Raw genomic sequence first — 14,924 nt, forward strand, 5'->3', positions numbered from 1 at the left:
ATTATTTCGTCATAAATAAAAGGCAGAGTGAGATGAGGCGTATTCTTTTTGGGTATAAGTAAAAAATATACCTCTGGAACAATGTGTTAACTTAGTGTATTAAATACTGGATATTTTCATACGGGGACACGTTAACATGGCCACTGTAGTTTTGAATGTTAAAATTGACGAAGCCTTAAAAGAAAGACTGCGCCATTATGCAGAAGTCAATAACGAGAATTTGAGTACCGCAACAGAGAAACTGCTGCTGCTCGCCTTCGATGCGGCAGAAGAGGCGGGAGTATCAGAAGATGACGTGGACAGTCAGCATACCGAAGAAGATGTAACTCCTTTTACTCCTAAAGAAATCAAAGCGTTACGTAAACTTCTGAAGAAGAAAAAATGAAACAGCAACTCTCAACAGCCAGCAACTATAACGAAGCCTGTGAGCTGCTACGCTCGGGTTACGTTAAACATGTTCGACTGAACTGGAACATCGGGAGCGATGAATTTTTCCGCATTGCTTCCGACTGGTGTGATACCGGTGCGAAAATCAAAAAAGATGGCGACGGGTTTATTATCTCGCTGAAAGGTTTTCCTGTCCCACGGCAACACTAATTTCGTCATCTTTCTTTCACAATATGATGGGATGATGAACTGTAATTAAGACACTCTAATCATCTCATATCATCATGGACGGTGATTTAGACGAACTCTTCGGAGTTCGTCAATTTCTCTTTTCCCCGGTTATATTATTTTACGCATTCGCATCACGTTATGTTGACCTGCCAGTGAATCCCATAACGGCTGTAAGGTATTAAATGCCGCCCGTAATGCGTTATCTTCCAGCGTAAAAGGAATGCGCAAATAACGATCAAAAGCACCCGCCAGGCCAAACCGTGTGCCGGTACCCAAATGGATCCCGCTGCTTTCCGCGCGCGCGGCAAACAGCGTCGCCAGCATATCCGGCAGCTCAACCCAGAACGAAAGACCGCCGTCTGGCTGCGTAAACCGCCACTGCGGGAAATACTCTTCCATCAGTTGACGGCACATATCCCGTCGGGCCGTGAGCATCTGGCGGCGCGCAGGCAGCAGCGTTGATGCGTTTTCCACCAGCCAGCAGGAGGCGAGCTGTTCCAGCAGCGGCGAACCGAGATCCAGCGTATCGCGGGTCTGGATAAGCGACGCAATGGTGCGTGATGACGCGCGGATCCAGCCGAGCCGCAGCCCACCCCAGAAACTTTTTCCCGCCGAACCCAGCGTAATCACCGGTGCGTCGACATTGAATGCCGCCAGCGGTGGCGGCGGTGGCGCGTTGTACCACAGATCCACCATCGTCTCGTCGATCACCAGCGTAGTACGCGAGCGGGCGGCGAGGTCCGCAACGCGCTGCCGCGTGGCGCTGTCCATACAACGGCCGGTGGGGTTATGGAAATCGGGCATCAGGTAGGCCAGACGCGGGGCGGTTTGCGCGAACGTCGCGGTCAGCCCGTCCACATCCCAGCCCTGTTCCGGCAACGACACGCCGACCGGGCGGCAGGAGGCGCCCTGAATGGCGGCGATGGCCAGCGGATAGGTCGGGTTATCGACCACCACGCGATCCCCCGGCCCGGTCAGATGGCGCAGGATCAGCGCCAGACCGCTGACGGCGCCGTTGACAATCATCACCTCGTCGGCGCGCGTCGCCAGCCCCCGTTCGCAGTAACGCCGGGCGATGGCTTCACGCAGGGCCAGCAGACCCTGCTGATCGTAGCCGGTACTGGTGAGGTGCTGCGGTAACACTGTCAACGCATGGCTGAATGCCTGATGAATTTCCGGCCCGGCAGCCAGTGCGGCGGTGGAGAGGTCCAGCGCCTGCGTCGCTGACATGCGGGTCGGTACCGCCGGACGGCTCTCCGGCAGGATCACCCGTGAACCGCTGCCGTGACGACTGACAATATAGCCTTCGTCGCGCAACTGCCCGAGCGCGGTGGCGATGGTGGTACGACTGACCGCCAGCGCGCTCGCCAGTTCACGTTCGCCAGGCAAACGGCTATCCAGCGCCAGCCGGCCGTCGAGGATCAACAGGCGCAGCGCGTCAGCCAACTGCCGCCACAGCGGTGTGCGTGAGGTGGTTTCCTGCCAGTGGCCGAGCAGGCGCACCAGCGATTGGGTTCCGGAACGACGAGGTGACATAGCAGTCCACTTTCTAAAAACTGGTCATTAATCATAACGCCATTTTTCCGCATGATGAAAGCATAACGCGGTTAACTGAGGTGAAAAATGGGGCGTCGTTTGATTCAACTTTATACTGGCCTGATGTTATATGGCGTCTCCATTGCGCTGTTTGTGCGCGCCGATCTGGGGCTGGATCCCTGGGATGTATTTCACCAGGGCGTGTCATTCCTGCTGTCGATGAAAATCGGTCAGGTGGTGATCCTCACCGGCGTGCTGGTGCTGCTCCTGTGGGTCCCGTTGCGGCAACGCCCCGGTCTCGGCACCATCAGCAATGTCATCGTGCTGGGGCTGGTGGCAGACGCGACGCTGGCTATCGTCTCGCCAGTGACATCACTGACGGTTCGCATCACGCTGCTGGTTTCCGCCGTGGTGATGAATGCGCTGGCGACGGCGCTTTATATCGGCGCCGGGTTTGGCGCGGGCCCGCGCGACGGGCTGATGACCGGGCTTCATGCGCGCACCGGTTGGTCGGTGCGGGCGATCCGGACTTGTATTGAGCTGTCTGTTTTACTCATTGGCTGGTTGCTGGGCGGTTCGATTGGTGTGGGTACCGTATTTTATGCGCTGGCGATTGGCCCGCTGATCCAGTTCTGCCTGCCGTGGTTCGTCCGTCTACCCGCAAGGCCGACACCGGCGTGATCTGACTCTCCTCCTGTGCGTGCGCCGCTTTACCCGCCGCGTTGAAAACGGCAATGTGGCAGAAGCTTTTTTGACGCATCACGATGAGGACAACATGACACTACTTCTGACGCTGCTGGCGCGCCGGGACTGGGAGAATCCGCAGGTGACTCACTGGCACCGACTTCCCGCTCACGCGCCATTTCACAGCTGGCGCGATCTGCATTCGGCCTGTCGCGATGCGCCTTCAGCCTCGCGTCGTTCGCTGAATGGCGAATGGCAATTCTCGTTTTTTGCCGCGCCGGAAGCGGTGCCGGAGAGCTGGCTGGATCAGGACTGTGATGATGCGGTGGCGATGCCGGTACCCTCGAACTGGCAGATGCAAGGGTTTGATACGCCGATTTACACCAACGTGACCTATCCGATCCCGGTGACGCCACCACGGGTCCCTGCACATAATCCCACCGGTTGTTACTCACGAACGATAGACATCGACGCGGCATGGCTGGCGAGCGGCCAGACGCGCATTATCTTCGACGGGGTGAATGCCGCGTTTCATCTGTGGTGTAACGGACGCTGGGTAGGTTATTCCCAGGACAGCCGTTTGCCCGCCGAATTTGATCTGAGTGACGTGCTCGTGCCCGGCGTCAACCGGCTGGCAGTGATGGTGCTGCGCTGGTGCGACGGCAGCTACCTGGAAGATCAGGATATGTGGCGGATGAGCGGTATTTTCCGTGACGTGACGCTGCTGCACAAACCCCTCATGCAGATCGCCGATTATCATGTCGACACGCAGCTTAGCGCCGGTTTTCGCCATGCCACGCTGGCGGTACACCTGACGTTACAGGGCGAGGCGATGGCCGATGCAGAGGTTGAGGCTTCGCTGTGGTGGGGCGATACGCAGGTGACGCAACAGCGCCAGCGCCCCGGCAGCGAGATTGTCGATGAACGTGGTGGCTGGGCGGAACGCCTGACCCTCTCGCTGCCCGTGGAAAACCCACATTTGTGGAGTGCTGAGCAACCGAACCTCTACCGGCTGGTGATGGCGCTGTATGACACGCAGGGGCAACTTCAGGAAAGCGAAGCCTGCGACGTTGGTTTTCGTCACGTGGCGATCGACAACGGGCTATTAACGCTCAACGGCAAACCGCTGCTGATCCGCGGTGTAAACCGCCATGAGCATCACCCGGAAAACGGTCAGGTGGTCGATGAAGCCACCATGCGCCGCGATATCGAACTGATGAAGCAGCACAATTTCAACGCCGTACGCTGCTCGCATTATCCCAATCATCCCCTGTGGTACACACTCTGCGATCGCTACGGGTTGTACGTGGTGGATGAGGCGAATATCGAAACTCACGGCATGGTACCGATGAGCCGTCTGGCGGACGATCCGCAGTGGCTGCCCGCGATGAGCGAGCGCGTGACCCGCATGGTGATGCGCGATCGCAACCATCCGTCTGTCATCATCTGGTCGCTGGGCAATGAGTCCGGGCATGGCGCGAACCACGATGCGCTGTACCGTTGGCTGAAAACCACCGATCCCACGCGGCCGGTGCAGTACGAGGGTGGCGGCGCCAACACCGCTGCCACCGACATTGTTTGCCCGATGTATGCCCGGGTCGATCAGGATCAGCCGTTCCCGGCGGTGCCGAAATGGTCAATTAAAAAGTGGCTGACCTTACCCGGTGAAACGCGGCCGCTCATCCTCTGCGAATATGCCCATGCGATGGGCAACAGCTTTGGCGGTTTTGCCAAATACTGGCAAGCCTTTCGCGCTTACCCGCGTCTGCAGGGTGGGTTCGTCTGGGACTGGGTGGATCAGGCGCTGAGCAAAACCGATGCCGACGGCAAAACCTTCTGGGCCTACGGCGGCGATTTTGGCGATACGCCGAACGATCGCCAGTTCTGCATGAACGGGCTGGTGTTTCCCGATCGTACGCCGCATCCGGCATTGTACGAAGCACAGCGCGCACAGCAGTTTTTCCAGTTCCGTCTGCTGAGTACCTCACCGCTGGTGGTGGAGGTCGAAAGCGAATTTCTGTTCCGTACCTGCGATAACGAACAACTGCGCTGGTGGATTGAACATGACGGCGAACGGCTGGCAGAAGGTGAGTGCGCGCTTACTCTGGCGCCGCAGGGCACGCAACGCCTGACCCTGCCGCTGCCTGCGTTGTCGGCGACGCCGGGCGAGGTCTGGCTCAATGTAGAAGTCTACCAGCGCGCCGCCACCGCCTGGTCCCCGGCGGAACATCTCTGTGCCTGGGATCAGTGGCTGCTTCCGGCACCACTGGCGCTGCCTGAGCAGCTTCCGGCCGGAGAGTTACCCGCGTTGCACACCAGCGACGCTTTTTACGAGATCGTTCATCGCCAGCAACGCTGGCGGTTCTGCCGTGAAAGCGGCGATCTCATCCAGTGGTGGCGCGACGAACAACCGACGCTGTTAAGCCCGCTGCGCGATAACTTTACCCGCGCGCCACTCGATAACGACATCGGCGTCAGCGAAGCCGCCCGCATCGATCCCAGTGCCTGGGTTGAGCGCTGGAAAGCGGCCGGTTTGTATCAGATGACCTCCCGGCTGCTCACCTGTCAGGCGCACCTCTGTGGTGCGGAGGCGGTGGTTGAGACGCAGCAGGCGTGGTGTTATCAGGAACAGCCGCTGTTTATCAGTCAAAAGCGCTGGCGCATTGACGGGCAGGGGATTTTGCATGGCGATGTAGACGTGCAGGTTGCCGCGGATATCCCGCCGCCCGCGCGCATCGGCTTACATTGCCAACTGGACGAAACCGCAGCGGACGTCAGCTGGCTGGGCCTGGGGCCGCATGAAAACTACCCGGATCGCAAGCTGGCGGCACGACAGGGTCGCTGGACGTTGCCGCTGTCAGAACTGTTTACGCCGTACGTGTTCCCGTCAGAAAACGGTTTACGCTGTGATACCCGTGAACTGCATTATGGCGTACACCATTTACAGGGTGCGTTCCATTTTGGCCTCAGCCGTTACAGTCAACGCCAGTTGCATGAAACAACACACCGTCATCTCCTGCGCGAAGAGCCGGGCACATGGTTGAATCTGGATGCGTTCCACATGGGTGTCGGCGGGGATGACTCCTGGAGCCCCAGCGTCTCGCCGGAGTTTTTACTGCCGCAACGGCGTGTGTATTACGCGTTTAGCTGGCATCAGGACTAAACTTATCGACGACAGATGCGGTCAGACACGCTGGCCGCACTGCTCACTTCGGAGGTTCTCTCATGAAGTATGTTGATGGTTTTGTTGTTGCCGTACCGGCGAAAAATAAGGAGGCGTATCGCCAGATGGCGGCAAAAGCGGCGCCGTTGTTTAAGGAGTTTGGCGCCACCCGCGTGGTGGAGTGTTGGGCAGACGATGTCCCTGACGGGAAACTGACCGATTTCCGCATGGCGGTGAAAGCGGAGGACGACGAAGAGGTGGTTTTCAGTTGGATTGAGTACCCCTCGAAAGAGGTGCGCGATGCCGCAAACGCCAAAATGATGGCCGACCCGCGGATGAAAGAGTTCGGCGAAACAATGCCGTTTGACGGCAAACGTATGATCTACGGCGGCTTTGCGCCACTTCTCGACGAGTAGTTTGTCTGGCTGTGCGGCGTGACCGCCAGCCAGTTGTCTGTGTTTTACCGAATACCGCTCAGACCGTGCACCATCATGTAAATCCCGACCGCAATGATCAATACGCCTGAAATCCACGGTGCTTTCTGCGACAGTTCCCCAAACCCTTGCCAGCGCGAAGAAACATGCTTCAGACTCAGTGCCGCGATGGCACCGGAGGCGACCAGCGTCAGCGCCAGCCCGACACTAAAACTCAGCACCAGCGTGGCGCCCAGCGCGACCTGCTTCAGTTGCAGGCAAATCAGCAACACGGTGATCGAGGCCGGGCAGGGGATCAACCCGCCCGTCAGGCCAAACAGCGCAATCTGCCCGGTGGTGACGTTCTGCCCCTGAAAGCGACGGTTTATTTCTTTGGCATGGGCGAAGGCGTGGGCATCCAGCCCTTCTGCCGTCACCAGTTCATCATGATGATGGTGATCGTGGTGATGGTCGTGCTCATGATCATGATGATGATCGTGGTCGTGATGATGGTGATCATGCGGCTGCGTCGCGCGCCAGGTGCGCCACAGCATCCAGATGGCGATCAGAATAATGACGATACCGGAAATCAGCTGGAACCAGGGCTCGGACGTTTGCGCGTCCCAGCCGCGGCCAAACCACATTCCCGCCATGGCAATGATCCAGACAACGAGCGTATGCGACACCGTTGCCGCCAGCCCCAGCAACACCGCCTGCCTGAGCGTTCCCCGAATCGCCACAATAAAAGCGGCCATCATCGTTTTCGAGTGGCCGGGCTCCAGGCCGTGCAGCGCGCCGAGCAAAATCGCACTGGGAATGAACAGCCAGGCGTTTCCCTGCTGCAGCAATGAGGAGAAGTCGTTCATAAAAAGATCCTTGCCATAAAGTGGCGTTATCATACTCCCCCCGGGTATAATTATACTACCCCCCAGTAGAAAAATGGGCCGCTGAGGGAGAGCATGATATGCTGGCAACCGAATTAACAGCAGGATCCCGCTATGTCGCATACCGTTCGTCACAAGAAGATGTTATTGACTCGCCTGAAGAAAATTCAGGGGCAGAGCAGTGCGCTGGAAAAAATGCTCAATCGCGAGCATGAGTGTGCAGAAGTCCTGCAACAGCTCGCCGCCATCCGCGGGGCGGTGAACGGCATGATGTTGCAGGTGATTCAGGGACATCTGACCGATCATGTGGTCAAAGAATCCGCCGAAGAACAGCGCGAGGCGGATCTTGAGGTAGTGATGCAGGTGATCAAATCCTATCTGAAATAGGGTTTACGACACCTTAGTAAACAGCTTGCGACGGTCGATCACCTCGCCATCCGTCCGGAAAAGTCCGCCGCCGGGGTAATGCAGCGTTTGTGGCCATTCGGGCTCAGGTTTCACGCGGGCTGCCACCACTTCGAAAATAAAAAAGTTGTAGTTATCGACCAGCGCATCGTCATATAAACGGCACTCAAAACTGCCGTGGCATTCGGCTATCGCGCTGGCGTGAACATGTTCGCATTTTTCCGCCGTCAGGCCGAATTCAGAAAATTTATCGACACGATCGCCATCGCAATTACCGATTTTCGCCACGGTGTCGGCCATGCTGGCATCAGGAAGGTTTATCACGCACTCGCCACTCTGGCGGATCATGTCAAAGCTGATATTACCGGCGGAGATCATGCAGCCAACCAGCGACGGGGTGAATTCCAGAATCGTGTGCCAGCCGAGGGTCATTATATTATTGCGACCCTGCCAGCGGCTGCTGATCAGTACCACCGGACCGGGTTCCAGCCAGTGGCGGACGTCGTGCAACGGCCAGGGTTTCTTTTGCATCATGATTAATCCTCATCAGGAGAACACCATGACGGTGCGGCTCACGGTGCTCTGAGGTTCTCTTCTGCCCACAGCATAAAATCTGCTTTAGGCAGTGCCTTACTGTACAACCAGCCCTGACCGTACTGCACACCATGCGCCCGCAGCCAGTCGCGCTGGGCTGTCGTTTCCACACCTTCGGCAACCATCGCCAGTTTCAGCGATTTTGCCATCTCAATAATATGCGGCGTCACCTGTTTATATTCCAGCGCATCAACAAAAGACTTGTCGATTTTGAGCGTATCCACGTCCAGATCCTGTAAATAGCTCAGGCTGGAGTAGCCAGTGCCGAAATCATCAATATAGATGGCGTGACCGTTTTTACGATATTGCGTCAGTGCTGGCAACGTGGCATTCGGATCGGCAAACCCGCGTTCGGTCAGCTCAAGGGCGATTTGCGACGGCGCCACCTGCCACTGGTTGAGCTGCTTGCTGAGAAACGCCGCCAGCGCCGGAGACAGTAAATCCTCTGCTGACAGATTGATCGAGACGTGAAAATCCGGGTGCAGATGCAGCCACTTGCCCAGATCCTGAAAGACGTTGGCAATGACCCGCTCGGTGAGTCTGGTGATAAGCCCGGTCTGTTCTGCCAGCGGAACGAAAATTTCGGGCGACAGCCAGCTACCGTCCGGCTGCTGCCAGCGCGCCAGTGCTTCGGCGCCGACGATTTTGCCGCTGCTCAGCGACACAATTGGCTGGTAATGCACCGAGATATCGTTGGCGTTGATCGCGTCCAGCATCCGGTGATGAGGCGACTGCAAACGGCGCAGCAAACGCACGATAAAAAAGCAGGTTAACAGGCTGACCAGAATGCCAATCGGCATCCACACCAGTAACTGACGATGCCACTGTACTTCCAGTGGCTTAAGGGATGACCAGGTCAGGATCGCCAGACCGAGGTCCGGGTATTCCCGCAGATTGTAAATGGCGCTTTTGTTTTTCAGCGTCGGTAATTGCGCTTTCAGCATCTGCTGCCAGATGGCCAGGTCTACCGGTGTTGTCGAGGCAATAACACGTTGTCCTTTGATGCCAATCAGCGCGGCCTCAATCTTATTCGTGCCTGCCGGAAGCACATCGATAAGCGAGCCGGGATCAATCATTACCATATAATTCCCCAAACCCATCGCGCCCATGAAGTGCCTGATACCAAGGTCGTTTTGCTGGGTTAACCAGGCTTTGTAGCCGTCCGGCGTCATGTGATCAGGGGGAGGAAAGGTGAACTCCTGGCTGTGGCGCTCAAGCGATGAGCATTGCGGTACCGCATTTTCTGTCCACAGGACTTCCTGAACATAACGGTGGGTATAGGAAATCTGACGCATCGAACGCAGGTGCGCTCTGCTGCAGGGGACGCCGGTGAAGGTGTTTGCCTGATCCAGTGCCTCTTTTGCCTGTTGCGTCACCATGTTAGTGCGCATCAGGACCCGTTCGGTGTAGGAATTCAGCTCCTGGATAAAAGCGTCATGAGCCTGACGATTCGCCAGCCAGACGCTGAGGATGATGGGAGCAAAAACAGAAAGGATCAAAACACCTGTTACCAGGCTCACCAGATGTCGCGTCGTCACAGACCTTCCCTTTTAAAAGGCTGATATCAGTAAAACTATTATACGCGATGGTGGAAAATACTACCTGCGGTCATGGGGAAAAGGGAGCGCCTGGCGGTCACTCCCGGAAGAGAAGGCTTAGCGCCGATGCGCCAGTGCGCGAACCAGTCGGTCGCCCGCCATTTGCACGCCCTGCACCAGCAATATGAGGATGGCGACGGTGCCAAACATGATCTGATTATTAAAGCGCTGATAGCCGTAACGGATCGCCAGATCGCCAAGCCCGCCGCCGCCAATGACGCCTGCCATTGATGAGAAACCAATCAGCATTACCACCGTTAAGGTGATAGCGGCCAGTAGCGTCGGTAGCGCTTCCGGCAGTAGCGCTTTGGCGATCACCTGCCAGAGATTACCGCCCATCGACAAAATCGCTTCGATGCGACCGTAATCCACCTCATCCAGCGCGTTTTCCGTCAGGCGCGCAAAAAATGGAAACGCGCCGATGGTGACCGGAACAATGGCCGCCGTGCTGCCAAGCGTCGTACCGACCAGCAACCGTGTGAAGGGGATCATGGCGATCAGCAACACGATAAACGGCAGTGAACGACCGACGTTAATGACCGCCCCCAGCACGGCGTTGATTTTTGGCAACGGCAGTAGTCCGTCACGGCGCGAAACGAACAACAGAACACCGAGCGGCAGACCGATAAGCACGGTGAACAGCGCGGCGAAGCCTACCATGTACAGCGTCTCCAGCGTGCCGTTGAGCAGCACTGGCCATAAATCTTCCCAGCTCATGCGACTCCCCATAACAGCCTCCTGTCGACGTTGTGACGCGCCAGAAAACGCCGTTCGGCGTCCGGGTCGGCAAGCAATGCCTGGCGTAGACGCGACCACGGCGACACCAGCAAATCAGCAATACGCCCGCTTTCAATCAGTTCGCCGTTTTCCAGCAATGCCGCGTGATCGCAAAGCGTTTTAACCACCTCCAGTTGATGGGTGATCAGAACGATCGTCAGGCCGAGCTGCTGGTTGATTTGCTCCAGCAGAGAAAGCACCGATGCGGTGGTTTCCGGATCAAGGGCGCTGGTGGCTTCGTCGCACAGCAACACGTCAGGCCGGGCCGCCAGCGCTCTGGCGATACCGACACGCTGTTTTTGCCCGCCGGAAAGTTGCGACGGAAAAGCGGCGGCTTTTTCGCTGAGCCCGACCAGCGAAAGCAGTTCCGCCACCCGCGCCTGCCGCTGGCTTTTTGACACCCCGGCAATCTCCAGTGGAACGGCGATGTTATCGGCCACATTGCGGGCATGGAGTAAATTGAAGTGCTGAAAAATCATCCCGGTACGCAGCCGGTGCGCCCGCAGCGCGCGGCTGTCAAACAGACTGATGTCTTTACCATCGAACAGAACACGGCCCGAGGAGGGCCGTTCCAGCATGTTCAGACAGCGGATCAGGGTGCTCTTTCCCGCACCGCTACGACCCAGAATGCCGTAAATGGCGCCGCGCGGGATCGTCAACGAGATGTCCTGAAGCGCCGGTCGGCCTGTTCCGGCATACTGCTTGCTCAGCCCTTCAATCTGGATCATGACTGCGGCGTCGCCACCGGGATCACCGACCCGTGGTAATGCTGACGGATAAACTCCGCCACCTGCGGTGAGGCCAGATCTTTCGCCAGTTCTTTGATGCGCGGATCATTCTCCAGTCGCGGCGTGGTGACCAGAATATTGGCGTACGGATTATGCTCCGCCTTCTCCAGCCCCAGTGCGTCTTTGGCCGGTGACAGGCCCGCTTCCAGGGCGTAGTTGCCGTTGATCACCGCGAGGTCAACGTCGTCCAGCGAACGGGGGATTTGCGGTGATTCAATCTCCAGGATCTTCAGCTTTTTCGGGTTATCGACGATATCTTTCGGCGTCGCCAGGGTGGTTGCCGGATCGGTGAATTTCGCGTTGAGCTTGATCAGCCCCTGGCTTTGCAGCAGGAACAGCGAACGGCTCAGGTTGGTGGCATTGTTCGGTACGGCAACCGTGGCGCCGTCGGGCAGCGATGTAAAATCTTTATGCTTGTGGGAATAGATCCCGAGCGGCTCAATATGCACCGTCGCCGCGACAGCAAAGGTTTTGCCCAGCGCCTTTTCCTGATCTTTCAGATATGGCAGATGCTGGAAATAGTTGGCATCCACATCGCCATTCGCCAGCAACTCGTTGGCGTTCACGCCGCTGGTCAGTTCGACAATTTTCAGATCCAGTTTCGGATCCTGCTTTTTGATGAAGTTGAGGATTTCGGCGTGCGGCACCGGATCGGCGGCGATGCGTAATGCGTCGGCCTGAGCGCCCCATGCCAGTGAAAGCGCCAGCGTTACCCCTGCCAGTTTGAAAGCGGCATTTTTCATGATCTTATTCCTGTTGTTATTTAAGCGATTAACTGTTCAGTACGTTCGCGCAGCACGTCGCGATAGTAGCGTTCGGCCACATCCGGGTGTGAACGCAGTCGTCCTTTGAGGTAGTTCCAGCCCACATCGCGCAGCAGCGGGTTTTGCGGATCACTTTGTGGGCCATGAGCTTCTTGCGCCAGCGCCTCCGGCAGCGCGTAGACAGGTACCACGGCGTCCAGTTGGGCACCGAGGAAGAAGGCAATCGACAGTCGCTCCTGATCTGCTGGCGGTGAGACGACGCGGTGAACCGTGGCGCGCAGATAACCGTTGGTCGCCAGTTCCAGCAGTTCGCCAATGTTCACGACAAAACTGCCGGGCAGTGGCGCGGCGTCGATCCATTCGCCTTCACTCACTTCCACCTGCAATCCTTTTTGCGCATCCTGCAGCAGAAAACTGAGGAAACCGGAATCTTTATGGGCGCCCACGCCCTGCGAACTTTGGCTTTCCTGTTGCCCGGGATAGCGGATCAGTTTGATGTGCTCGTTGGGTTTTTCGCCGTACAGCGCATCGAACGCCGTGACCGGCAGAAAGAGCGCTTCAGCAAATGCGCGCAGCAGATCGATAGCCATCCCGGTCATTGCCTGTTGCCACGTCAGCAGCGCGGGTTTCAGTGTCGGCAGGGCGGCAGGCCACAGATTGGGGCCCTGAAGCTGTTGCCAGCGCGGTGCGTCATCAGCAAGCTGAAGGGCAGGGCGTTCAGCGCCGATGTCGAACTGTTCGCGCCAGTCGGGTTGCCCGCGCGTCAGCTCGGCTGCCGCCCGGTTGTAACCGCGAAAATGGGGGGAGTGGATCATCGCCACCTGCTGTTTTTGCGCCTCGCTGAGGGCAAAAAAGCGGCGGGCTTCCTGCTGCAATGTCCGCTGCAGTTCGTCTTCAATACCGTGATTGGTGAGATAGAAAAAGCCGACATCACGCGCGGCGTGGCGCAGCTGTTGCAGGAACGCAGGGCGTTCGGCGGGATTATGGTAGCGGGCAAAGTCCAGTACGGGCAGCGAGGTAATGCTCATTGTTATCTCCTGAAAACAGGTGCGATGAAAATGTTCTTATGGGGAGTGTCGGGGAGTAACAACAACAGCGCTGCATGGTGAATTCCTCATGACGGGTTTCTGAATGCAGAGTGCCTGAAGCGGAATTTTTCAACCAATACCGTTCTTTTCTAACTTATGACGGCGCGGGGTTCGGTGCTTTTGCATAAAACGCATAACGCAAAGGCACCGGCGTGGGGAGAATTACTGGCGGCAGCTTTCCAGCGTGTTCAGTTGCTTGCCGTCGGTGGTGAAGTTGTCGGCTGACAGCCACTGACGAAAGGCGCGATCGAGGGCGGGCCATTCTTTGTCGATAACGGAAAACCAGTCGGTGTCGCGGTTATGGCCTTTCGCCACCAGTGCCTGACGGAACCGTCCTTCATACTGAAATCCCAGACGTGCTGCCGCGAGGCGCGACGGTTCATTGAGGCTGTTGCATTTCCATTCATAGCGTCGATAACCCAGCGTGTCGAAGGCGTAGCGCATCAGCAGCCACTGGGCTTCTGTCGACAACGGCGTGCGCGTCATCAGAGAAGAGAAATGCACACTGCCAACTTCCATCACGCCGTTTCTGGCATCAATACGCATCAGGGCCAGCGAGCCGACCGGGGCGTTAGATTGCTTGTCGATAACGGCAAAATGGAGCGGATCCTGCAGCGCACTGATGCTCTCAACCCAACGGGTAAAGTCCCCGGCATTGCTGTCCGGTTCACGGGCGAGCCACGTCCAGCTGCGGGTATCGGGCGACAGGCGATAAGCAGCAAACAGCGCGCTGGCATGACGAACCTGCAACGGTTCAAGGCGACATAAACGCCCCTCCAGGGTCACACGTTCAGGGAAGGGGCGGGGTTGCCAGTCAGGAAGCGCGTCGCCAACGGGCTGGCCAAACTGATTAAACTGAGTCATGGGAATATCCTAATGGGAACACGCTATGAGCGTATGCTGTTCCGCGTCGGATGAAAAGATGCTCAGTGGGTGCCAGCATCAGCTGGCACGGGTGAGGGTATAGATATCGTAGAAAGAGAGCTCGCCTTTAGTGGCAACCATTTTTTGTAGCTGTGATTTTTGCTGTTCTGCGACGTCGGGTGACTGGAGAATATTGTCAATTAACTGCGAAGGCACGAAACGGGTGTTGTACCATTCGCCGTTATAACAAACGCGGAAATCCAGCACATCGATATCTTCATAGTGATAACGCGGGAAAACATCGAAAAAGAAAAACCCGTTCAACAGAATAAATAATACCAGCAGCAACCAGACCGAATCGGCCAGCGTTTCGCTGCGCAGCATCACAATCAGCGTGGCCAGAAACGCTGCATACATACCGAGAAACAGACCAGGATGATTGCGAATAAAACTGATACTGAAGCGCGGTCGGTTGTCGCGCTTCTCCTGAAGATTGAGCTCATCAATGGTGTTGGTGAGCAGCCGCTGGATCTCTGTCATCCGGACCTCGGGTTTGGCTATGGTATAGGGAAACAGCCTATTTTATGTTGCGAAAACCGAGGTGGAAAGTAACAGATTGGTTGCAGAAAAGCATAACAGTTGGCTGCAAAAACCGTTGCAGGGAACAATCCCGATAATGCTGTATGTACGCAGAGGCCACAGGTCTGGAAGCAGAAGCGAAGACAAACATACGGTGAAGTGAACGCAA

Annotated in this window: 16 protein-coding genes; 6 read left to right on the forward strand and 10 right to left on the reverse strand. The window is 57.0% G+C overall.

Features of this window, described 5'->3' with window-relative positions:
• Positions 1 to 136 precede the first annotated feature (136 nt).
• Both AOY23_RS16855 and AOY23_RS16860 read left to right on the forward strand, forming a co-directional pair.
• On the forward strand, positions 137 to 385 hold the full coding sequence (locus AOY23_RS16855; RefSeq protein ID WP_054180446.1) for a hypothetical protein: 249 nt from the start codon (positions 137 to 139) through the stop codon (positions 383 to 385).
• Positions 382 to 597, forward strand: coding sequence for a hypothetical protein (locus AOY23_RS16860; protein ID WP_054180445.1), 216 nt, complete (start codon positions 382 to 384; stop codon positions 595 to 597). The genes AOY23_RS16855 and AOY23_RS16860 overlap by 4 nt, the downstream gene beginning before the upstream one ends.
• Positions 598 to 726: 129 nt before the next feature.
• Here AOY23_RS16860 and yczR read toward each other — a convergent pair whose 3' ends face one another.
• Positions 727 to 2,154 carry a MocR-like transcription factor YczR gene (gene yczR / locus AOY23_RS16865; protein WP_054180444.1) on the reverse strand — a complete coding sequence of 476 codons (1,428 nt, stop codon included), beginning with the start codon at positions 2,152 to 2,154 and terminating at the stop codon, positions 727 to 729.
• Positions 2,155 to 2,241: 87 nt separating this feature from the next.
• On the opposite strand from yczR, the gene yczE reads away from it, so the two are divergent.
• The 3 genes from yczE (at position 2,242) to AOY23_RS16880 (ending at position 6,417) form a co-directional block, all read left to right on the forward strand.
• Positions 2,242 to 2,835: a membrane protein YczE gene (gene yczE / locus AOY23_RS22375; protein WP_054180443.1), complete on the forward strand. Its 594-nt coding sequence runs from the start codon at positions 2,242 to 2,244 to the stop codon at positions 2,833 to 2,835.
• A 94-nt stretch (positions 2,836 to 2,929) separates the two neighbouring features.
• Entirely contained in the window at positions 2,930 to 6,001 is a 3,072-nt protein-coding gene (locus AOY23_RS16875) for a beta-galactosidase (protein ID WP_054180568.1), read from the forward strand.
• A 62-nt stretch (positions 6,002 to 6,063) separates the two neighbouring features.
• A complete protein-coding gene (locus AOY23_RS16880; protein ID WP_054180442.1) occupies positions 6,064 to 6,417 on the forward strand; it encodes a DUF1428 domain-containing protein in 354 nt (117 codons plus the stop codon).
• 44 nt (positions 6,418 to 6,461) lie between these two features.
• On the opposite strand, the gene AOY23_RS16885 is transcribed toward AOY23_RS16880, so the two are convergent.
• Positions 6,462 to 7,280 carry a nickel/cobalt efflux protein RcnA gene (locus AOY23_RS16885; protein ID WP_054180441.1) on the reverse strand — a complete coding sequence of 273 codons (819 nt, stop codon included), beginning with the start codon at positions 7,278 to 7,280 and terminating at the stop codon, positions 6,462 to 6,464.
• A gap of 132 nt (positions 7,281 to 7,412) precedes the next feature.
• Between AOY23_RS16885 and AOY23_RS16890 the strand changes: the two genes are divergently transcribed.
• The gene (locus tag AOY23_RS16890) at positions 7,413 to 7,685 is read left to right on the forward strand and encodes a metal/formaldehyde-sensitive transcriptional repressor (protein ID WP_054180440.1); all 273 of its coding nucleotides are present in this window, start codon (positions 7,413 to 7,415) and stop codon (positions 7,683 to 7,685) included.
• A gap of 3 nt (positions 7,686 to 7,688) precedes the next feature.
• Here the strand turns inward: AOY23_RS16890 and AOY23_RS16895 are convergent, their stop codons facing one another.
• From AOY23_RS16895 to AOY23_RS16930, 8 genes are all read right to left on the reverse strand, one after another.
• Entirely contained in the window at positions 7,689 to 8,234 is a 546-nt protein-coding gene (locus AOY23_RS16895; RefSeq protein WP_072171045.1) for a flavin reductase family protein, read from the reverse strand.
• A 41-nt stretch (positions 8,235 to 8,275) separates the two neighbouring features.
• Complete coding sequence (locus AOY23_RS16900) at positions 8,276 to 9,835, reverse strand: EAL domain-containing protein (protein ID WP_054180438.1); 1,560 nt, start codon at positions 9,833 to 9,835, stop codon at positions 8,276 to 8,278.
• Between the two features lie 117 nt (positions 9,836 to 9,952).
• The gene (locus tag AOY23_RS16905; protein ID WP_161804029.1) at positions 9,953 to 10,612 is read right to left on the reverse strand and encodes a methionine ABC transporter permease; all 660 of its coding nucleotides are present in this window, start codon (positions 10,610 to 10,612) and stop codon (positions 9,953 to 9,955) included.
• Positions 10,609 to 11,400: a methionine ABC transporter ATP-binding protein gene (locus tag AOY23_RS16910; protein ID WP_072171040.1), complete on the reverse strand. Its 792-nt coding sequence runs from the start codon at positions 11,398 to 11,400 to the stop codon at positions 10,609 to 10,611. The genes AOY23_RS16905 and AOY23_RS16910 overlap by 4 nt, the downstream gene beginning before the upstream one ends.
• Complete coding sequence (locus AOY23_RS16915) at positions 11,397 to 12,203, reverse strand: MetQ/NlpA family ABC transporter substrate-binding protein (protein WP_054180436.1); 807 nt, start codon at positions 12,201 to 12,203, stop codon at positions 11,397 to 11,399. Before AOY23_RS16915 ends, AOY23_RS16910 begins: the two co-directional genes overlap by 4 nt.
• A 20-nt stretch (positions 12,204 to 12,223) precedes the next feature.
• The gene (locus tag AOY23_RS16920; protein ID WP_054180435.1) at positions 12,224 to 13,252 is read right to left on the reverse strand and encodes an isopenicillin N synthase family dioxygenase; all 1,029 of its coding nucleotides are present in this window, start codon (positions 13,250 to 13,252) and stop codon (positions 12,224 to 12,226) included.
• A gap of 222 nt (positions 13,253 to 13,474) precedes the next feature.
• A complete protein-coding gene (locus AOY23_RS16925) occupies positions 13,475 to 14,176 on the reverse strand; it encodes a GNAT family N-acetyltransferase (RefSeq protein WP_054180434.1) in 702 nt (233 codons plus the stop codon).
• Positions 14,177 to 14,254: 78 nt separating this feature from the next.
• Complete coding sequence (locus AOY23_RS16930; RefSeq protein WP_054180433.1) at positions 14,255 to 14,716, reverse strand: YlaC family protein; 462 nt, start codon at positions 14,714 to 14,716, stop codon at positions 14,255 to 14,257.
• Positions 14,717 to 14,924 lie beyond the last annotated feature (208 nt).

Source organism: Trabulsiella odontotermitis (genome assembly GCF_001297775.1).
Lineage (GTDB): Bacteria > Pseudomonadota > Gammaproteobacteria > Enterobacterales > Enterobacteriaceae > Trabulsiella > Trabulsiella odontotermitis.